The 18,024-nt window shown below is 69.2% G+C and carries 17 protein-coding genes; 10 read left to right on the top strand and 7 right to left on the bottom strand.

The window, feature by feature from the left end:
* The first annotated feature begins 114 nt into the window (after positions 1-114).
* The 3 genes from ACAM58_RS02510 to ACAM58_RS02520 are packed head-to-tail and all read left to right on the top strand — an operon-like array spanning position 115 to position 4,123.
* Complete coding sequence (locus ACAM58_RS02510) at positions 115-1,602, top strand: FGGY family carbohydrate kinase (protein WP_369664051.1); 1,488 nt, start codon at positions 115-117, stop codon at positions 1,600-1,602.
* The gene (locus ACAM58_RS02515) at positions 1,599-3,362 is read left to right on the top strand and encodes a glycerol-3-phosphate dehydrogenase/oxidase (RefSeq protein WP_369664052.1); all 1,764 of its coding nucleotides are present in this window, start codon (positions 1,599-1,601) and stop codon (positions 3,360-3,362) included. The genes ACAM58_RS02510 and ACAM58_RS02515 overlap by 4 nt, the downstream gene beginning before the upstream one ends.
* Positions 3,363-3,385: 23 nt before the next feature.
* Positions 3,386-4,123, top strand: a complete 738-nt coding sequence (locus ACAM58_RS02520) for a GntR family transcriptional regulator (RefSeq protein ID WP_225612860.1) — start codon at positions 3,386-3,388, stop codon at positions 4,121-4,123.
* A gap of 8 nt (positions 4,124-4,131) precedes the next feature.
* Here ACAM58_RS02520 and ACAM58_RS02525 read toward each other — a convergent pair whose 3' ends face one another.
* Positions 4,132-5,028 (bottom strand): DMT family transporter, encoded by an 897-nt coding sequence (locus tag ACAM58_RS02525; RefSeq protein ID WP_369664053.1) that lies wholly within the window; start codon positions 5,026-5,028, stop codon positions 4,132-4,134.
* 50 nt (positions 5,029-5,078) lie between these two features.
* Entirely contained in the window at positions 5,079-8,222 is a 3,144-nt protein-coding gene (gene uvrA, locus ACAM58_RS02530; RefSeq protein WP_012745541.1) for an excinuclease ABC subunit UvrA, read from the bottom strand.
* 162 nt (positions 8,223-8,384) lie between these two features.
* Between uvrA and ssb the strand changes: the two genes are divergently transcribed.
* Together ssb and ACAM58_RS02540 are read left to right on the top strand one after the other, a co-directional pair.
* Positions 8,385-8,939 carry a single-stranded DNA-binding protein gene (gene ssb / locus ACAM58_RS02535; RefSeq protein WP_012745542.1) on the top strand — a complete coding sequence of 185 codons (555 nt, stop codon included), beginning with the start codon at positions 8,385-8,387 and terminating at the stop codon, positions 8,937-8,939.
* A gap of 58 nt (positions 8,940-8,997) precedes the next feature.
* Complete coding sequence (locus ACAM58_RS02540; RefSeq protein WP_369664054.1) at positions 8,998-10,971, top strand: sensor histidine kinase; 1,974 nt, start codon at positions 8,998-9,000, stop codon at positions 10,969-10,971.
* Positions 10,972-10,983: 12 nt separating this feature from the next.
* Here ACAM58_RS02540 and ACAM58_RS02545 read toward each other — a convergent pair whose 3' ends face one another.
* Entirely contained in the window at positions 10,984-11,424 is a 441-nt protein-coding gene (locus ACAM58_RS02545; RefSeq protein WP_018903958.1) for a GFA family protein, read from the bottom strand.
* Between the two features lie 18 nt (positions 11,425-11,442).
* The gene (locus tag ACAM58_RS02550) at positions 11,443-12,156 is read right to left on the bottom strand and encodes a YebC/PmpR family DNA-binding transcriptional regulator (protein ID WP_012745545.1); all 714 of its coding nucleotides are present in this window, start codon (positions 12,154-12,156) and stop codon (positions 11,443-11,445) included.
* A 355-nt stretch (positions 12,157-12,511) separates the two neighbouring features.
* Here ACAM58_RS02550 and ACAM58_RS02555 point away from each other — a divergent pair, with 355 nt between their 5' ends.
* The 5 genes from ACAM58_RS02555 to mnmA all read left to right on the top strand — a co-directional run bounded on the left by ACAM58_RS02555 (position 12,512) and on the right by mnmA (position 16,072).
* Complete coding sequence (locus ACAM58_RS02555; protein WP_012745546.1) at positions 12,512-12,892, top strand: hypothetical protein; 381 nt, start codon at positions 12,512-12,514, stop codon at positions 12,890-12,892.
* 56 nt (positions 12,893-12,948) lie between these two features.
* The gene (locus ACAM58_RS02560) at positions 12,949-13,242 is read left to right on the top strand and encodes a hypothetical protein (RefSeq protein ID WP_307592979.1); all 294 of its coding nucleotides are present in this window, start codon (positions 12,949-12,951) and stop codon (positions 13,240-13,242) included.
* A gap of 11 nt (positions 13,243-13,253) precedes the next feature.
* Positions 13,254-13,853: a hypothetical protein gene (locus ACAM58_RS02565; protein WP_369664055.1), complete on the top strand. Its 600-nt coding sequence runs from the start codon at positions 13,254-13,256 to the stop codon at positions 13,851-13,853.
* 79 nt (positions 13,854-13,932) lie between these two features.
* The gene (locus ACAM58_RS02570; RefSeq protein ID WP_012745549.1) at positions 13,933-14,919 is read left to right on the top strand and encodes an LLM class flavin-dependent oxidoreductase; all 987 of its coding nucleotides are present in this window, start codon (positions 13,933-13,935) and stop codon (positions 14,917-14,919) included.
* Between the two features lie 49 nt (positions 14,920-14,968).
* Positions 14,969-16,072, top strand: coding sequence for a tRNA 2-thiouridine(34) synthase MnmA (gene mnmA / locus ACAM58_RS02575; RefSeq protein WP_369664056.1), 1,104 nt, complete (start codon positions 14,969-14,971; stop codon positions 16,070-16,072).
* Between the two features lie 27 nt (positions 16,073-16,099).
* Here mnmA and ACAM58_RS02580 read toward each other — a convergent pair whose 3' ends face one another.
* The 3 genes from ACAM58_RS02580 to ACAM58_RS02590 all read right to left on the bottom strand — a co-directional run bounded on the left by ACAM58_RS02580 (position 16,100) and on the right by ACAM58_RS02590 (position 17,835).
* Complete coding sequence (locus ACAM58_RS02580) at positions 16,100-16,579, bottom strand: NUDIX hydrolase (protein ID WP_145742672.1); 480 nt, start codon at positions 16,577-16,579, stop codon at positions 16,100-16,102.
* A 22-nt stretch (positions 16,580-16,601) separates the two neighbouring features.
* The gene (locus ACAM58_RS02585) at positions 16,602-17,036 is read right to left on the bottom strand and encodes a DUF4019 domain-containing protein (RefSeq protein ID WP_369664057.1); all 435 of its coding nucleotides are present in this window, start codon (positions 17,034-17,036) and stop codon (positions 16,602-16,604) included.
* A gap of 85 nt (positions 17,037-17,121) precedes the next feature.
* Positions 17,122-17,835 (bottom strand): response regulator transcription factor, encoded by a 714-nt coding sequence (locus tag ACAM58_RS02590; RefSeq protein WP_012745553.1) that lies wholly within the window; start codon positions 17,833-17,835, stop codon positions 17,122-17,124.
* Positions 17,836-18,024 lie beyond the last annotated feature (189 nt).

Here is an 18,024-nt window from a genome sequence, read left to right on the forward strand (position 1 = left end):
TCATTGTCACGACAGTTGTTATGACAGGTAGAATGTAATCTCGGGTTGTTTGCCGCGATAACTAGGGGAAACGCTACTGGCCGGCGGCTTTCAACTCGCCGAAGCTGTTATGACATGAAGTCCAACATATTGATCGGCGTCGACATGGGCTCGAGCAGCCTGAAGGCGCTGGCCCTCGAAGCCGCGAGCGGCCGCACCGTCGCCTTGTCCCGCATGCCCCTGCCGCACGACCGGCTGCCCGGCGGAGGCTGCGAGGTGGGCGCGCCCGCCATCCGCGCCGCGCTGACGCATGTGCTGCGTGATGTCGCCCGCCAGCTCGGCCCCCGCGCGGCCGAAGTCCGCGCCATGGCCTGCACCGGCCACGGCGCCGGCCTCTATGCGCTCGATGCCGGCAACCAGCTCATCGGCGGCCGCGCCGTCGCCTCCACCGACCAGCGCGCCGATGCCCGGGCGCGCGCGCTGGCCGCGAGCCACGGCGCGCAGCTGTTCGAGGAGGTGGGCTGCAGCCCCTGGCCCGGGCAGCCCACGGTGATCGCGGCCGAGCTGCTGGGTGCGGATGCGGTGCAGCGCGGCGAACTGCACCGCCTGCTGTTCGCCAAGGACTACCTCGCCTTCCTGCTCACCGGCCAGATCGCCACCGACGTCAGCGATGCGAGCACCGCCGGCCTGGTGTCGCTTGCCACCGGCAGCTGGTCGCGCGCGGCCCTCGAGGCCTCGGGCATCGCGGAGCTCGGCGCGCGCGCCTTCGGCCCCATCGTGCCGAGCGGCACCACGATCGGAAAGCTCCTGCCCGCCGAGGCCGCGCTGTGCGGCCTGCCCGCGGGCATTCCGGTGGCCATGGGCGCGATCGACCTGCTCGCCTCGATGACCGCGATCCGCGCGGAAGGGCGCGGCCGCGCGGTGTCGGTGCTCGGCACCTGGTGCGTGAACGCGGTCGTCGGCCCGGTGATGGCGCCCAAGCCTGCGGTTGCCGCCATCGTGAACTTCGGCCGCGGCAACGCGCGGCTCTACATGGAGAACAGCCCGTCCTCGATGGCCAACATCGCCTGGCTGGCCGGCGTGCTCGCGCTGCCCGATGCGCGCGCGGTGGTCGACCTGGCCATGGCGGTGCCGCTGGGCGCCAGCGGCCTGCGCTTCCTTCCTTTCGTCAATGGCGGAGGCGGCGTGACGGCCGGCTTCGTGGGGCTCAAGAGCCATCACACGCGCGCCGACATGGCCCGCGCCGTGGTCGATGCCGTGGCGGCGCTGCATGCGCGGCACACGGCGCGCCTGGCCGCGGCCGGCCTCGCGGTGGGCGGGACGACGGTGCTTGGCGGCGGCGCGGGCGACGCGCGCCTCGTGCGGCTGCTCGCGGCCTTCCTCGGGCGCCCGGTCGAGCGCTGCGCCGACGACGAGACCGGCGCACGCGGCGCCGCGATCTACGCCGCAATGTCGCAGGGCCTGGGCGACGCGTCGCGGGACAGCGCACTGCTCGCGCCCTGCGACGTGATCGAGCCCGATGCGCGCGAGGCACGCGCCCATGCGGATTTCAACGCCGGTTTCAACGAACTGATCGACAGCATGTCACCTGTATTCACCCACTTTGCGGGCGGTTCGAAATGAGCGCCTGGCAACTTCCCTTCGTGCGCCCGGCCTCGCTCGCGGGCCGCCATTTTTCCACCGTGATCGTCGGCGCCGGCATCAACGGCGTCGGCGTGTTCCGCGACCTGTCGCTGCAGCGCGTCGACTGCCTGATCGTCGACAAGGGCGACTTCGGCGCCGGCGCCAGCAGCGCGCCCTCGCGCATGATCCACGGCGGCCTGCGCTACCTGGAGAACGGCAGCTTCTCGCTGGTGGCCGAAGCCACGCGCGAGCGCAACCTGCTGCTGCGCAATGCGCCGCACCTGGTGCGGCCGCTCAAGACGGTGGTGCCGCTCGCGAGCTTCTTCGGCGGCCTGATGAGCAGCGCGCTCAAGTTCTTCGGCCGCACCCCGCCGCAGCGCACGCGCGGCCTCCTGGCCGTGGCGCTCGGCCTGCGGCTCTACGACATCCTGGGGCGCCGCCAGCGCGTGATGCCGGGGCACCGCATCAGCCGCGTGCCGCTGGCCGACCGCGGCCTGTTCCGCGCGGCCATCCGCTGGACCGCCACCTTCTTCGATGCGTGGATCAGCCACCCCGAATGGCTCATCCTCGAACTGATAGCCGACGCCTGCCGTGACCAGCCGCGCTCCGCGGCCGCCAACTACTGCCGCGTGATGGGCTGCGCGGGCAACATCCTCACCTTGCGCGACGAGATCACCGGCGAGCTCGTGCGCGTGACCGCCGACACGGTGGTGAACGCCACCGGCGCCTGGCTCGATCGCAGCGCGGCCGTGCTCGGCGGCGCCGGCCCGCGCGTGATGGGCACCAAGGGCTCGCACCTCGTGCTCGACCATCCCGCGCTGCGCGATGCGCTCGACGGCCGCATGGCCTACTTCGAGGCGGTCGACGGGCGCGTGTGCATCGTCTATCCGTTCCTGGACCGCGTGCTGGTGGGCTCCACCGACATCCCGGTCGAAGACCCGGACCAGATCGTCACCGAGCCGGCCGAGGTCGACTACCTGATCGAGGTGCTGCGCGAGGTCTTCCCCAACATGGCCTTCGGCCGCGGCGACGTGGTCTACACCTACGTCGGCGTGCGGCCGCTCGCGCGTTCGGAGGCCGACAAGCCGGGGCAGATCTCGCGCGACCATTCGGTGGTGGTCGATCCGCCGAACGCGACGCGCGACATCGCCATCGTGGGCCTCGTCGGCGGCAAGTGGACCACCTTCCGGTCGCTGGCCGAGGAGGCCACCGACGAAGTGCTGCAGCTGCTCGGCCGCTCGCGCACCGCATCGACCGAGCTGCTGCCCATTGGCGGCGGCGCGGAACTGCCGGCCGATGCGCCGGCGGCCGAGCGCTTCGTCGAGAAGATGATGGGCGCCTCTGGCATGGATCGCGCACGCGCACTGACCCTGCTCGGCCGCTACGGCTCCAAGGCGCTGCCGCTCGCGCAGCGGCTCGCGGCCTCGGGCGATGTGCCGCTGCAGCATGCACCGGACTACTCGGCCGCCGAACTCTCCTACCTGTGCCTGGAGACCGGCGTGCTGCACCTGGACGACCTCGTGATCCGCCGCACGCTGCTGGCCATTCGCGGCCTCGTCACCGACGCCGCGCTGGCCGAGATCACGGGCGTGGCGGCCGAGGCACTGGGCTGGGACGCCACCCACGCCCACAACGAGCTGTGCGCCTGCGCCACCGCGCTGCGCGAGCGGCACAACGTGCGGCTGCACGCGGTGGCGGCCGGCGAGGCGCCTTCTTTCGATGCATCATTGATGGCCAGCTCAGTCCTCGGCCAAGCCTAAAAGTGAACAGTAGTCCCAACGACATGTCGACCGTGCTCGACCGCAATTCCGAATCGCCGCTGTGGGCGCAGTTCCGCGACGCCATCCGCCTGCAGATACTGCAGGGCGTGCTGCCCATTGGCGCCAAGCTGCCTTCGGAGGCGGAGCTCGGCGAGCAGTTCGGCATTTCGCGCATCGTGGTGCGCGAGGCCTTGGCCGACCTGGTGCGCAACAACCTCATCTACAAGATCAAGGGCCGCGGCGCCTTTGTATCGGCGCGCGAACGCGACGAGGATTTCGTCTCCACCGTGCTCGGCTTCTCCGACGAAATGGAGCGCAAGGGCCGCTCGGTGCGCACGCAGATCCTCGCTCAGGAACTGCGCGCACCCACCGAGCACGAAGCCGCATCGCTGGGCCTGGCCGACGACACGCAGGTGGTGGCCCTCAAGCGCCTGCGCAGCGTGGATGGCGAGCTGCGCCTGCTGGTAGAGACGGCAGTGCCGGCGGACCTGGCGCCCGGCCTGCACCGCGCGCGGCTCGAGGACCGCTCGCTCTACGACGTGCTGCGCCGCCAGTACGGCCTGCGCCTGGTGCGCGCCGAGCGCTGGATCGACGCGGTGCTGCCCGATGCCGAGACCTGCAGGCTGCTCGACCTGCCGCAGCCCGAGCCGCTGCTGCGCATCGAGTCGATTGCCTACGGCGCCAACGGCCGGCCGCTGGAGCACTACCGCGCGCTGCACCGCTGCAAGACCAGCCGCCTGCACGTGCAAACGACCACCTGATTTCTTCTTCAGGCCTTGGCCTTGGCGGCGCTGCGCGAGGGCCAGAGCACCGAGGCAATGGCCACCATCATCAGCGCGACGGCCACCCAGTCCTGCCAGTGCACCACCTCGCCGAGCCACACCGCGCCGCTGAACACGCCCAGCACCGGAATGAACATCACGCTCAGGGTCGAGGCCACCGGCGGCAGGCCGCGCGCGAGGTAGAACCATGCGGCATGCGCAAAGCCGAAGATCAGCACCGCGTTGTAGGCGATCGATCCCCAGGTCACGGGGCCGGGCCAGCGCCATGGGCCGCGCTCGAACAGCAGCGACAGCACCGTCATCACCACGGCCGTCATCGCCGTCATCCAGAACGAGAGCGTGAGCGTCGGCAGCCCGATGCGCGAGTGGCGCAGCAGCTGCGTGCCCAGCGCCCATGTGGCGGCCGCCACCAGTGCGAGCGCCACGTAGCCGGGCCGCCCGGCAAGGTCGGTGAGCTCGTGCCACAGCAGGAGCCCCACGCCGACTGCGCAGGCGCCCACGCCCACCCATGAGCGCCGCGTGAGCACGGCTGAGAACAGCAGCGCCCCGATCACCGCCGAGAACACCGGCATGGTGTAGCCCAGGATCGCGGCGCGCCCGCCCGAGAGCGCCTTCACCGCGAGGATGATGCAGGCGTGCCAGATGAACATGTTGGTGGCGCCCAGCCAGACCAGCTCGGGCCATGCGCGGCGCGGCACGTGGAACGGCACCTTCATCCACGCCAGCGCAAGCCCCAGCACCGGCACGCCGAGCCAGATCGAGATCGCGCGGAAGGCCAGCGGCGGATAGTCCGCCACGCCGAGCTTCATCACGGGCCAGTTGAGGCCCCATGCAAGCGTGAGGAGAACGAGCAGGACGAACTGGCGCGGCGTGAAGGAAGGCATGGGCCGCGATTGTGGCGCGGCCCGCGCGTTCGTGCTGGGAGCAGGCCCGGCTACAGCAGCCGCTTGAGGTAGCGCCCCGTGTGGCTCGCCTCGTTGGCCGCGATGTCCTCGGGCGTGCCTTCGCCCACCACCGTGCCGCCGCCGGCACCGCCCTCGGGGCCCATGTCGATCAGCCAGTCGGCCGTCTTGATGACGTCCAGGTTGTGCTCGATCACGACGATGGTGTTGCCCGCGTCGCGCAGCTGGTGCAGCACCTTGAGCAGCAGCTCGATGTCGGCAAAGTGCAGGCCGGTGGTCGGCTCGTCGAGGATGTAGAGCGTGCGGCCGGTGTCGCGCTTGCTGAGCTCGAGCGCCAGCTTCACGCGCTGCGCCTCGCCGCCCGAGAGCGTGGTGGCCGACTGGCCGAGCTTGATGTAGCTGAGGCCCACGTCCAGCAGCGTGCGCAGCTTGCGCTCGATGGTCGGCACGGCCTTCAAAAATTCGTGCGCGGTCTCCACCGTCATCTCGAGGATCTGCGCGATGTTCTTTCCCTTGTACAGAACCTCGAGCGTCTCGCGGTTGTAGCGCTGGCCGTGGCACACCTCGCAGGGCACGTACACGTCGGGCAGGAAGTGCATCTCGACCTTCACCACGCCGTCGCCCTGGCAGGCCTCGCAGCGCCCGCCCGCCACGTTGAAGCTGAAGCGGCCCGGGCCGTAGCCGCGTTCGCGCGCGGTGTTGGTCTCGGCCATCAGCTCGCGGATCGGCGTGAACAGTCCCGTGTAGGTGGCCGGGTTGCTGCGCGGCGTGCGGCCGATGGGGCTTTGGTCGACGTTGATGACTTTGTCGAAATACTCGATGCCCTCGACCGATTCATGCGCGGCCGGCTCCTCGTGCGCGCGGTAGAGCGTGCGCGCCACGGCGGTGTAGAGCGTGTCGTTCACCAGCGTCGACTTGCCCGAGCCCGAGACGCCCGTCACGCAGGTCAGCAGGCCGACCGGGAAGGCCACGCTCACGTTCTTGAGGTTGTTGCCGGTGGCGCCGACCACGCGGATTTCCTGCAGGTCGGTCTGCGAGGCCAGGTGCGCCGCTTCGCGCGCGGCGCGCCGCTCGGCCGCGGGGCTCGGCGGAAAGCGCGAGGCCTTCTTGCCTTCGTTGAAAGCGGGCTTCTTCACGACCGGCAGCCAGGCGGTGCGGCGCTTGGGCACTTCGATCTTCTTCGTGCCGGAAAGGTATTGGCCGGTCAGCGAATCGGGGTTGGCCGCCACCTGGGCGTAGCTGCCCTGCGCCATCACGCGCCCGCCGTGGATGCCCGCGCCCGGGCCCATGTCGATCACGTGGTCGGCGGCGTGGATCATGTCCTCGTCGTGCTCGACCACGATCACGCTGTTGCCGATGTCGCGCAGATGCTTGAGCGTGCCGATCAGCCGGTCGTTGTCGCGCTGGTGCAGGCCGATGCTGGGCTCGTCGAGCACGTACATCACGCCCGTCAGGCCCGAGCCGATCTGCGAGGCCAGCCGGATGCGCTGCGCCTCGCCGCCCGAGAGCGTCTCGGCGCTGCGGTCCAGGCTCAGGTAATTGAGGCCCACGTCGTTCAGGAACTTGAGGCGCAGGCCGATCTCGCGCACCACCTTGTCGGCGATGTCGGCCTTGGCGCCGCGCAGCTTGAGCGTCTGGAACCAGGCGAGCGAATCGCGCAAGGTCAGGTGGCTCAATTCGAAGATCGCCATGCGCGGCGGCTCGCCGCCGTCCGCGGGCCGGGCCGATTCATCGACCAGGAACACGTTGCGCGCTTCAGGCCGCAGCCGCGAGCCGCCGCAGTCGGGACACGGCTGCAGGTTGCGAAAGCGCGCGAGGTCTTCGCGCACCATCACCGAATCGGTCTCGCGGTAGCGCCGCGCCATGTTCGGGATGATCCCCTCGAAGGGGTGCTTCTTCGTGAGCTTCTTGCCCGCGAAGTTGCCCGACTCCATGGTGTAGTTGAACTTGATCTCCTCGGCCGCCGAGCCGTGCAGCAGCACCTGCTGCACCGAGGCGGGCAAGGATTCGAAGGGCGCGTCGACGTCGAACTTGTAGTGCTTCGCAACGCTCTCGATCATGCTGAAGTAGTAGCCGTTGCGGCGGTCCCAGCCCTTGATGGCGCCGCTCGCGAGCGAGAGCGAGGGGAAGGCGACCACGCGCGCCGGGTCGAACACCTCGCGGTGGCCGAGGCCGTCGCAGCTCGGGCAGGCGCCCACGGGCGAGTTGAACGAAAAGAGGCGCGGCTCCAGCTCCGACAGCGAGTAGTGGCAGATCGGGCAGGCGAACTTGGCGTTGAACAGGTGCTCCTTGTCGGGCGCGCCCGCAGTGCCATCGGCGCTGCCTTCCGGCCTTGCGCCCAGTTCCAGCGCGATCGCGCGGCCTTCGGCCAGCCGCAGCGCCGCCTCGAAGCTCTCGGCCAGGCGCTGCTGCATGTCGGGGCGCGCACGCAGACGGTCGATCACCACGTCGATGTCGTGCTTCTCGGTCTTCTTGAGCTTGGGCAGGTCGTTGTATTCGTAGGTCTGGCCGTCGACACGGAAACGCACGTAGCCCGCGGCCTGCATCTCGGCGAAGAGCTCGAGGAATTCGCCCTTCTTCTCGCGCGCGACGGGCGCGAGGATCATCAGCCGTGGCTCGTCGGGAATCGCGAGCGTGGCATCGACCATCTGCGACACGGTCTGCGCCTGCAGCGGCAGGTGGTGGTCGGGGCAGTAGGGCGTGCCGGCGCGGGCGTACAAGAGGCGCAGGTAGTCGTGGATCTCGGTCACCGTGCCCACGGTGGAGCGCGGGTTGTGGCTGGTGGCCTTCTGCTCGATGCTGATGGCGGGCGACAGGCCCTCGATCACGTCGACGTCGGGCTTGTCCATGAGCTGCAGGAACTGCCGCGCATAGGCCGAGAGGCTTTCCACATAGCGCCGCTGGCCTTCGGCATACAGCGTGTCGAAGGCCAGGCTCGATTTGCCCGAGCCCGACAGGCCGGTGATCACCACCAGCTTGTTGCGCGGAATGTCGAGGTCGACATTCTTCAGGTTGTGGGTGCGCGCACCGCGGATGCTGATGCGCTGCTGCGCGAGCACCGCGCCGAGGTAGGTGTCGCGTTCGAGTTCCGCGTCGCGTGCGCGCTGCGCGCCGTCGTCGGCGTATTCAATGGCTTTGGAATTCAAGGGGGCGATCGTCCGAGGGCAACCGGACATGATAGTCCGAGCGCCATTTCATGGCGAGCGGGCGGGTTGCGGCGGTTTCAAGCAGGCGGTGCTTCGGCGGGGCCCGGCGGGGGCGCCCGGGGCGCCGGCATCGGGCACAATCTAGGGTTCTTTTCTTCCTTCTCCTTCATCCACTTATCAGGGGCAGTGCATATGGCATCGGTCAACAAAGTCATCGTCGTCGGCAATCTGGGGCGCGACCCCGAAATGCGTACCTTCCCGAGCGGCGACCAGGTCGCGAACGTCACCGTGGCCACCACCGATCGCTGGAAAGACAAGCAAAGCGGCGAAATGCGCGAAGCCACCGAGTGGCACCGCATCGTCTTCAACGGCCGCCTGGCCGAAATCGCCGGCCAGTACCTGCGCAAGGGCTCGCAGGTGTACGTCGAAGGCAGCCTGCGCACGCGCAAGTGGACCGACAAGGACGGCATCGAGAAATACACCACCGAAATCCGCGCCGACCAGATGCAGATGCTGGGCAGCCGCCAGGGCCAGGGCGGCCCCTCGGGCGGTCCCGAGGACGACGGCGGCTATTCGCAGGGCGGCGGTGGCGGCGGCTACTCGCAAGGCGCCGGCGGTGGCGGCGGCGGCGGCTATGCCCCCCGCGCACCGGCCGCGGCACCGCGCGCTCCGGCGCCGGCACCGCGCCAGGCTCCGGCCAAGTCGTCGTCGGGCTTCGACGACATGGACGACGACATTCCGTTCTGAGCTGAATCGCACCGTTTCCTGAGCCGGACCGGGCAGGCCGCACGCGGATGAGCCTCGCATGAGCCTCGGATCTGCGCGCCGGCTGCTCGAACATTTCTCCAGATACCGCTTTGCCTCGTTCTGGGCGAACGTGGTGCTCGCCGCGTCCGTGGCGCTGCTGGTGGCCATGGCCGCCTTTTTCGGCACCAGCGCTGCGCAGCACAACGCGGCGCTGCACCTGACGCAGGCCGACTGGCAGGTGCAGGACGCACCCGGCTTCCGTGCACTGCCGCTTGCCGTGGACAGCAAGGCCCTGCCTCCCGCCTGGCAACCGGTCGAACTGCCGCTGGCGCTGCCCATTGCGCTGCTGCGCCAGGCCGACGGCAGTGCATCGGCGGGTGCGACCCGCATCACCTGGCTGCGGATCTCCACGCGCGGCCTGCCCGACACGCAGGCGCCGCTCGCGCTCTACGGCGCGCGCATCAAGACCGACGGCACCATCGCGGTATATGCCAACGGGCGGCAGGTCCACCGCGCGCAGGTGCAGGGGCCGCTGTGGAACAGCACCCGCACGCCGCTGTGGGTGCTGCTGGGCAAGACGACCGACGGCGCGCCGCTGGACGAGATCCTGGTGCGGATGGAGCACACGCGCGGCGCGCAGGTGGCGGTTTCGTCGCTGTGGCTCGGGCCCGCCGAAGCGCTGGAGCCGCGCTACCGCATGCGGCAGTGGCTGCAGCAGGAGCTGCCGGCCATGCTCAGCACGGCCTTCATGGCGGTGGGCGTGTTCGCGCTGTTCGTGTGGTTCAGGCGGAGCCACGAAACCGGCTACCTGCTCTTCTTCAACCTGGCGACCACGTCCTTCCTGCGCAGCCTGCATTTCTATGTCGGCGTTCCGGTCGCCAACGACTGGTTCGCCTGGCTCACGGTCAACTCGCTGTTCTGGCTGGTGGCGGTGGTGCACTTCGCGCTGCGCCAGCTGCACGGCCGACCGCTGCGGTGGTTCACCGGCGCGGTGGTGGCGTGGACGGTGCTGACCGGCGTGCTGACGCTGCCGGGCCTGGCGATCCTGAGGAACACGCCGCAGGTCACGCCGCTGATCTACCTGGGCGCGGCGCTGATGGGGGTCGCCGTTGCGCTGGTGGGCGGCATCAGTGCCTGGCGCCGCTCCGGCGAGGGGCGGCTGGTGGCCGTGGGCATCGGCGTGTGCGTGCTGCTGGGGGTGTCCGACTGGCTGCTGCAGAACAATTTCGTGAGCCCCGAGGGCTGGTACCTGGGCGCCTACACCAACGCCGTCACCTTCAGCGTGTTCGGGGTGCTGCTGTACCGGCGCTACGTCAATGCCATTGCCGAGGTCGAGCGCGTCAACGCCAGCCTGGCCCAGCGCCTTGCGGCCCGCGAAGCCGAGCTCGAGCTCAGCCACCGGCGGCTGCGCGAGGTCGAGAGGAAGCAGACCATCAGCGACGAGCGCCAGCGCCTCATGCAGGACATGCACGACGGCCTGGGCTCCTCGCTGATCAGCGCCATCCGCTCCGTGGAGGGCGGCAGCATGAGCGACGACAAGGTCTCGCAGGTGCTCAAGAGCTGCCTGGACGACCTCAAGCTCACCATTGATTCGATGGAGCCGCTCGAGGACGACCTGCTGCTGCTGCTGGCCACGCTGCGCTACCGGCTCGGCCCGCGGCTCGAGAGCTCGGGCGTGGCGCTGCAATGGCAGGTGCAGGAGCTGCCGGCGCTGGACTGGCTCGACCCGACCAGCGCGCTGCACATCCTGCGCATCGTGCAGGAGAGCATCGCCAACGTGCTGCGCCATACGCGCGCCACCGAGATCCGGGTGGCCACCGAGCGCCAGGCATCGGGCGTGCGGGTGAGCATCGAGGACAACGGCCAGGGCTTCAACGTCGAGAAGGCCCTGGCCGGTGCCGGCGGGCGCGGCATGCAGAACCAGCAGCGCCGGGCGCAGGCCGTCGGGGGCGAGGTGTCGTGGCGCTCGGGGCCCGGAGGCACGCTGTTCACGCTCTGGCTGCCGCTCCAGCGCGGCGGGCGGTCGGCGTAGCAGGCCGGAGGCTCAATCGGCGTCGGCGTGGCCCGCGTATTGGGGCAGGTCGTCGGTGATCGTGAACCAGGGCGCCTTCGAGCCCACGAAGATGTGCGCACGCGGGCGGATCGAAGGGGCGTCCACCAGCGTGCCCAGCGTCACATGCACGAACAGGCCATCGCGCACCACCGAGTAGAGCAGCGAGCCGCAATGGCGGCAGTGCACGTCGCCCGCGTCTTCTTTGCCGAAGACCAGGAGTTCGTCCTGGCCCTGTGCAATGGCCAGCTTGTGCCGCTCGATGCCGGCGAAGGGCTTGAAGGCCGAGCCGGTCGCGCGCCGGCAGTCGGCGCAGTGGCAGTTCAGCGCATAGGCGAAGGCGTCGGCCACCGTGTAGCGCACCGCGCCGCAAAGGCAGCGGCCGGCCAGCGTGCGGTTGGCCGCGCTCTCGGGGCTGCTCACCGGACTGTCCATCGACCGAAAGGCGGCGGCTCAGCCCGCCAGGCCCACGAACACGTTCTGCACGTCGTCGTTCGCATCGATGGCGGCCAGGAACACTTCGACCTCCTCGAGGTGCTCCGCGCTGAGGCTGGCCGGATCGACCGGGTTCTTTGGCTTGTAGCCCAGCTTGGCCGACAGCACGGTGAAGCCCTGGGCCGGCAGCGCGCGGCTCACCAGGTCGAGGTCGGTCGGGTCGGTCAGGAACACCGTGGCCCCGCCTTCGCCGGCCGCCTCGAAGTCCTGCGCGCCCGCTTCGATGGCGGCGACTTCGGCATCGGCATCGGCACGCGAAGGCTCGGCCTCGATCATGCCCACGTGGTCGAAGTCCCACGACACCGAGCCCGAGGTGCCGAGCTGGCCCTTGCGGAACAGCACGCGCATTTCAGGCGCGGTGCGGTTCACGTTGTCGGTCAGGCACTCGACCATCACGGGCACCTGGTGCGGTGCAAAGCCTTCGTAGATCACATGCTCGAAGTGCACCGCCTCGCCGCTGAGCCCCGCACCCTTCTTGATGGCGCGGTCCAGCGTGTCCTTGGGCATCGAGACCTTGCGGGCCTGCTCCACCACCAGCCGCAGGCGCGCATTGGAGGCCGGATCGGCGCCGCTGCGCGCGGCCACCATGATTTCCTTGGCCAGTTTTCCGAACAGGCGGCCCTTGGCATTGGCCGCCAGGTCCTTGTGCTTTGCTTTCCACTGTGCGCCCATGGCTGATGTTCCTTGTGTTGTGTGTGTGGCTGGATGGGCCGTTTGGGGCAACTACTTTAGCCGCAGCGCCTGGGGGCGGCCGCTTTTTCCAATCTGCGAAGGCCGGTGTCGCCATGGCCCCGGTTTCTCGCTTGGGCGGTGCGATTGTTTCCTTTCCGTGAACGCCGTGGTTCTTTTTGCTAAGGGTTTTTACGTAGAAGACGGCGCACAATTCATCTCACAGACCGGCCCCCAAGCCGATCTGGGTGAACAGGGCCCCGAGCGAGGTGGCCGCCCCCCGATGGGACGGTGACCCACCCAAGACCGGTTCGAAATCATCCAAAGTCAAAACTGAACTGAATTGAAGGAAATCAAAATGACCGCCTCGAAGATCCTCTCCGCCGTTGCTGTTGCCCTCATGGCCGTCGCCGGTGCCGCCCACGCCGAAACCTACGAAGGCGTGCATCAGCTGACCTCGGCCGCCAGCCGCGCCGACGTCGCCAGCCAGGCCGTGGTTGCCGCGCACAGCGCCAACCCCTACGCCACCGGCGCCAATGCAGGCCCGGCCCAGGTGCTCGTTTCGTCGAACAGCCGCGATGCGGTCCGCGCAGAAGCCGCCGTCGCGGCCCGCAGCGCCGATCCGTACGCCGAAGGCGCCTCGTCGGGCGTGGCTCCGATCGTCGCCAGCACGGTGGACCGCGCCACGGTGCGCGCCGCAGCCCGCGCTGCTGCCCGCGGCGACGCTCTGCCGCTGTAAAACGGCCCTGGCGCTCGACGAGCGCCAATCCTCCAAAAAGCCGGCCATGCGAAAGCATGGGCCGGCTTTTTGCCGTGCTCGCCGCCCCGGATGCGAGGCCCGCGGCCCGGGCGTGGCTGATTTGCCACGCAGGCAAATGCTTTCGCCTTACAAAATGGCCGCCGCCTCCACGGGCGGACATCGAGCTTTGGCCGCAGCCCGGTACGATGGTGCCCGCCGCGGCGGGGCTGGCCGGCGCGGTTTTGGTGGCCTCCCATCCGCAAGATACCCACAACGTGAGCTGCACCCTGGTTCTGAAAGACGACGCCGGCCGCTTCGAAGCCGATGCCTTCGCGTGCCTGGCAGGTTGAACCGAGCACGCATGGCCCTCACGCTCGACCCCGAAGACACGCGCGAACGCATTCACGGCCTGGCGTGGTGCGGCTTCCATCCCGACGGCGACATCGAATGGATGATCACCGACGAGTACCTCGACCCCGACGAGCTCACGGCCGAAGACCGCGCCTGGGTCAAGGCCGAGGCCGCGCGCGCCTGCGCCGCCAAGCGCGCCGCCGAGGCTTCGTGGCCCGCCCGGACCGAATACGACCGGCTCGAAGCGGTGTTCGCCCAGCTGCGCAGCGAGAAGATCATTGCGCTGCACCGCGCCGGCAACTCGCTGGCCGATGGCCATGACGACGTGCGCGAGCAGTGGCGTGCCGCGGGCCGGCTTGCCTCGGGCATTCGCGGCTGCTGCTTCTATCACGCGCAGGACCTCGACACCGCCGTGCGCACCGGCCGCCTCTACCTGGCGTTCAGCGGCGGCATGATTCCCGAGATCGACCAGCGCGAGGCCAACACCGTCGCGGTCGGCCGGCGCATCGTCGAGCTGCTGCGCGCGGCCGGCTTCGGCGCGCAGTGGAGCGGCAACATCAACGAGCGCATCGAGGCCGACCTGGGCCAGTGGCGCAAGCGAAGCCCGTAGCCGGGCCACGGCCAGCCCTAGCAGAGCGGGCAATGGCTTGCACGAGCAGGGATCGCCGGATCGCGCCATCATCCGGCCCATGATTCCGTTCTCGATCCTCGACCTCTCCCCCATCACCGAAGGCAGCGACGCCGCGCAGTCGTTCCGCAACTCGCTTTCGCTCGCGCAGCACGGAGAGAAGCTGGGCTACCGGCGCTACTGGCTGGCCGAGCACCACGGCATGCCGGGCATCGCGAGCGCGGCCACCGCGGTGCTGCTCGCCTACGTGGGCGCCGGCACCTCGACGATCCGCATCGGTGCCGGCGGCGTGATGCTGCCCAACCATTCGCCGCTGGTGATCGCCGAGCAGTTCGGCACGCTGGAGTCGCTGTATCCGGGGCGCATCGACCTGGGCCTGGGCCGCGCGCCCGGCTCCGACCAGCGCACGGCGCGCGCGCTGCGCCGCAACCTCGAATCCGACGCCGACCAGTTCCCGCAGGACGTGGTCGAGCTCATGGACTTCATGTCCAAGGCGCCGCAGCAGCCCGTGCGCGCAGTGCCGGGCGCGGGGCTCGAGGTGCCGGTGTGGATCCTCGGGTCGAGCACCTTCGGCGCCCAGCTGGCCGCGCACCTGGGCTTGCCCTACGCCTTTGCCTCGCATTTCGCGCCGCAGCAGCTGATGCAGGCGATCCAGATCTACCGCGAGACCTTCAAGCCTTCGGCGCAGCTGCAGAAGCCTCATGTGATGCTGGGCTTCAACGTGTTCGTGGCCGACACCGACGAAGAGGCCGAGTTCCGCGCCACCTCGTGGCAGCAGGCCTTCGTGAACCTGCGCAGCGGCCGGCCGGGGCGCCTGCCGCCGCCGGTCGAGGGCTACCGGCAGAAGGTCGGCCCGGCGGAGAACGCGCTGCTCGATTCGGTGCTGTCGTGCTCGGCCGTGGGCTCGCCTGCCCGCGTGCGCGAAGGCGTGCAGGCCTTCATCGAGCGCACGGGCGCCGACGAGCTGATGATCACCTCGCAGGTGTTCGACCACGCGGCGCGGCTGCGCTCCTACGAGCTGCTGGCCGGCTTGCGCGGCCAGGCCTGAATCCCCCACGCCGGCCGCCCGGGCGCCGGGCTGGGACAATGGCGGGCTTATGGCAAAGCAACGGATCGTGGTGGGACTGAGCGGCGGGGTCGATTCCGCGGTCACGGCGCACCTGCTCAAGCAGCAGGGGCACGAGGTGGTCGGCATCTTCATGAAGAACTGGGAAGACGACGACGACAGCGAATACTGCTCGTCCAACATCGACTTCGTGGACGCCGCCAGCGTGGCCGACGTGCTGGGCATCGAGATCGAGCACGTCAACTTCGCGGCCGACTACAAGGACCGCGTGTTCGCCGAGTTCCTGCGCGAATACAAGGCCGGCCGCACGCCCAACCCCGACGTGCTGTGCAATGCCGAGATCAAGTTCAAGGCCTTCCTCGACCACGCGATGCGCCTGGGCGCCGAGAAGATCGCCACCGGCCACTACGCGCGCGTGCGGCTGAACGAGGCCAGGGGCAGGCACGAGCTGCTCAAGGGGCTCGACCCCTCCAAGGACCAGAGCTATTTCCTGCACCGGCTGAACCAGGCGCAGCTGTCCAAGACGCTGTTCCCCGTGGGCGAGCTGCACAAGACCGAGGTGCGCCGCATCGCGGAAGAGATCGGCCTGCCCAACGCGAAGAAAAAGGATTCGACCGGCATCTGCTTCATCGGCGAGCGGCCGTTCCGCGAGTTCCTCAACCGCTACATCTCGAAGGAGCCGGGCCCGATCAAGGACGACCGCGGCCGCAAGCTCGGCGAGCACCAGGGCCTGAGCTTCTACACGCTGGGCCAGCGGCAGGGGCTGGGCATCGGCGGTGTCAAGGAGAAGGGCGCGCAGCGCGGCTCGGGCGACCACTCGCCATGGTTCGTGGCGCGCAAGGACGTCGAGAAGAACACGCTCTGGGTGGTGCAGGGCCACGACCATCCCTGGCTGCTGTCCTCGGCACTCGCGGCCGGCGATGCGAGCTGGGTCTCGGGCGACGCGCCCGCGCCGGGCCGCTACGGCTCGAAGGCGCGCTACCGCCAGGCCGATGCGGCCTGCGAACTGGAAGAAGGCGGCGGCGAGGCCGGCTTCAGCCTGCGCTTCGGCGAGCCGCAATGGGCCGTCACGCCGGGGCAGTCGGCCGTGCTCTACGACGGCGAGCGCTGCCTCGGCGGCGGGGTCATCGTCTGAGCGCCTGAGGGCGGCGCGCGACAGCCGTCAGCGCACCGATTCGTGGACGTGGATCAGGTCGAGCGGATAGCGCTTGCCGGCCAGGTGGTCCTCGACGCACTGCAGCAGCAGCGGGCTGCGGTGCCGCGGCACGCTGGCGCGGATCTCGTCGGCGCTCATCCAGACCGTGCGCACGATGCCTTCGTCGAGCGCTCGGCCCGCTTCCTGCGCACCGAGCGTGCCGGCAAAGGCAAAGCGCAGGTAGGTCACGTCTTCCTTGCTGCCCGTGCGGTGGCTCGAGCGCGCCATGTAGATGCCGACCAGCGCGGTGGGCGTGAAGGCGTGGGCGGTTTCCTCGAGCGTTTCGCGGGCACAGCCTTCGATCGGCGATTCGCCCGGGTCGAGGTGTCCCGCCGGGGTGTTGAGCCTGAGGCCCTGGGCGGTGTGCTCCTCGACCAGCAGGAAGCGGCCGTCCTGTTCGATCACGGCCGCCACGGTGACGTTGGGTTTCCAGCGCGGGGTCGTCATTGTCTTGGGCCCTTTTGACTACTTAATGCAGCGCGTAGCCGCTGAAGCGCCAGATGCGGTCGCTGTCGAGATGGAAGCTCACGAGTTCGCGCAGTGTGCCATCCGGCTTGTTGCTGAAGCGGGTCTCGTACTCGATGCTGACATATTGTCCGGCCGCCTCGGCATCAGGGTCGGCCACGGCCCGGCGCTTGACCGCCACCCAGGTGCGCTGCAGCGGCGCGCCCAGCGCGGAACGGCTGCTGGAAACCTTGGCGGCGAAGTCGGTGCGCGCGATGCGCTTGCGGGTGGCGGCCGTGGCGCCGTCCCAGAGCTCGCCGGTCCTGCCCTGGTCGATCATCCGGATGGCCTGCATGCCGCCCTGCACCAGGTCGCTGGCTTCCACATCCTGCGCGGCGGCCGTGCCGAAGACGCCCCAGCACAGTACGGCGGCCAGCAGCAGCCTCGTGAGAACTTTCATCGGCTTCATTCCTTTGGGGCGGCCCCACGGCAGGGGCCCGAAGCCGTTTGGAGCCCGTATCGGGGCGGAGATTCCCGGGCGGGCCTCAGCGCGCGAGGCTGTCGGGGTGCGTGCTGGCGTCGACCACTTCGAGCCGGTAGCCCAGCCCATAGATGGCCAGCAGCAGGAAGCCGCTCGCGGGCCCGAGGCCCAGCTTGGTCCGCAGGCGGGAGATGTGGGTGTCCAGCGACCGCGACAGCGCTGCCGTGCCAACGCCCCACACCGCCTCGTGCAGGTGCTCGCGCGACAGCAGCCGGCCGAGGTTCTGGAACAGGAACAGCGCGAGCGCGTATTCGCGGTTCTTCAGCTCGACGGGCGTGCCATTCACCTTGAGGACGCGCGCGGGCGGATAGAAGTGATAAGGGCCGAACACCAGCTCGGTCTCGTGCTGCGCGGGATAGGACCGGCGCAGCAGCGCATTGACCCGGGCCTCGAGCTCGGTGGCGCGCACCGGCGCGACCATGAAATCGTCGGCGCCCGCATTGAGCCCTTCGACCACGGCGGTCTCGTCGCGCGTGGTGGTCACGAAAAGAATGGGCGCGCGGCTTCGCAGCTCGTTGCGCGCGGTCTTCACGAGCTCGAGGCCGCGCATGTCCGGCGGGTTCCATTCGAGGATCAGAAGATCGAAGGTTTGCCGGCGCAGCGCCTGGAGCAAGGGACGCCCTTCGGTGTACGAGTGACATTCGTGGCCGAGCCCCGACATCGCCTCGGCGATCAGCCGAAGCTGATCGGGCTCGTGATCAAGTACTGCAATACGCATTCCATCCCCTTCTTCCTGCCAAATTTGCCTCTGCGGGCTTTCGAGTGAAAGAAGTGTATCTATCTGCGTCTCCGGAAAAAAGGCTTCGCGTAACTAATGCACGAAATGAAGGTATCTTTCTTGGAGTTGATGGCAATTGCAAACAAATGCGCGCTAATTGACGACAAGCGTTGCCGGACGCCGCTGCCT

Source organism: Variovorax sp. V116 (assembly GCF_041154435.1).
In the GTDB taxonomy this organism is placed as follows: domain Bacteria; phylum Pseudomonadota; class Gammaproteobacteria; order Burkholderiales; family Burkholderiaceae_C; genus Variovorax; species Variovorax paradoxus.

Excerpts from the sequence above, each read along its gene's own strand:
- ACAM58_RS02510 (WP_369664051.1), top strand. The coding sequence starts at position 115 with ATGAAGTCCAACATATTGATCGGCGTCGACATGGGCTCGAGCAGCCTG.
- ACAM58_RS02515 (WP_369664052.1), top strand. The coding sequence starts at position 1,599 with ATGAGCGCCTGGCAACTTCCCTTCGTGCGCCCGGCCTCGCTCGCGGGC.
- ACAM58_RS02520 (WP_225612860.1), top strand. The coding sequence starts at position 3,386 with ATGTCGACCGTGCTCGACCGCAATTCCGAATCGCCGCTGTGGGCGCAG.
- ACAM58_RS02525 (WP_369664053.1), bottom strand. The coding sequence starts at position 5,028 with ATGCCTTCCTTCACGCCGCGCCAGTTCGTCCTGCTCGTTCTCCTCACG.
- uvrA (WP_012745541.1), bottom strand. The coding sequence starts at position 8,222 with ATGTCCGGTTGCCCTCGGACGATCGCCCCCTTGAATTCCAAAGCCATT.
- ssb (WP_012745542.1), top strand. The coding sequence starts at position 8,385 with ATGGCATCGGTCAACAAAGTCATCGTCGTCGGCAATCTGGGGCGCGAC.
- ACAM58_RS02540 (WP_369664054.1), top strand. The coding sequence starts at position 8,998 with ATGAGCCTCGGATCTGCGCGCCGGCTGCTCGAACATTTCTCCAGATAC.
- ACAM58_RS02545 (WP_018903958.1), bottom strand. The coding sequence starts at position 11,424 with ATGGACAGTCCGGTGAGCAGCCCCGAGAGCGCGGCCAACCGCACGCTG.
- ACAM58_RS02550 (WP_012745545.1), bottom strand. The coding sequence starts at position 12,156 with ATGGGCGCACAGTGGAAAGCAAAGCACAAGGACCTGGCGGCCAATGCC.
- ACAM58_RS02555 (WP_012745546.1), top strand. The coding sequence starts at position 12,512 with ATGACCGCCTCGAAGATCCTCTCCGCCGTTGCTGTTGCCCTCATGGCC.
- ACAM58_RS02560 (WP_307592979.1), top strand. The coding sequence starts at position 12,949 with ATGGGCCGGCTTTTTGCCGTGCTCGCCGCCCCGGATGCGAGGCCCGCG.
- ACAM58_RS02565 (WP_369664055.1), top strand. The coding sequence starts at position 13,254 with ATGGCCCTCACGCTCGACCCCGAAGACACGCGCGAACGCATTCACGGC.
- ACAM58_RS02570 (WP_012745549.1), top strand. The coding sequence starts at position 13,933 with ATGATTCCGTTCTCGATCCTCGACCTCTCCCCCATCACCGAAGGCAGC.
- mnmA (WP_369664056.1), top strand. The coding sequence starts at position 14,969 with ATGGCAAAGCAACGGATCGTGGTGGGACTGAGCGGCGGGGTCGATTCC.
- ACAM58_RS02580 (WP_145742672.1), bottom strand. The coding sequence starts at position 16,579 with ATGACGACCCCGCGCTGGAAACCCAACGTCACCGTGGCGGCCGTGATC.
- ACAM58_RS02585 (WP_369664057.1), bottom strand. The coding sequence starts at position 17,036 with ATGAAAGTTCTCACGAGGCTGCTGCTGGCCGCCGTACTGTGCTGGGGC.
- ACAM58_RS02590 (WP_012745553.1), bottom strand. The coding sequence starts at position 17,835 with ATGCGTATTGCAGTACTTGATCACGAGCCCGATCAGCTTCGGCTGATC.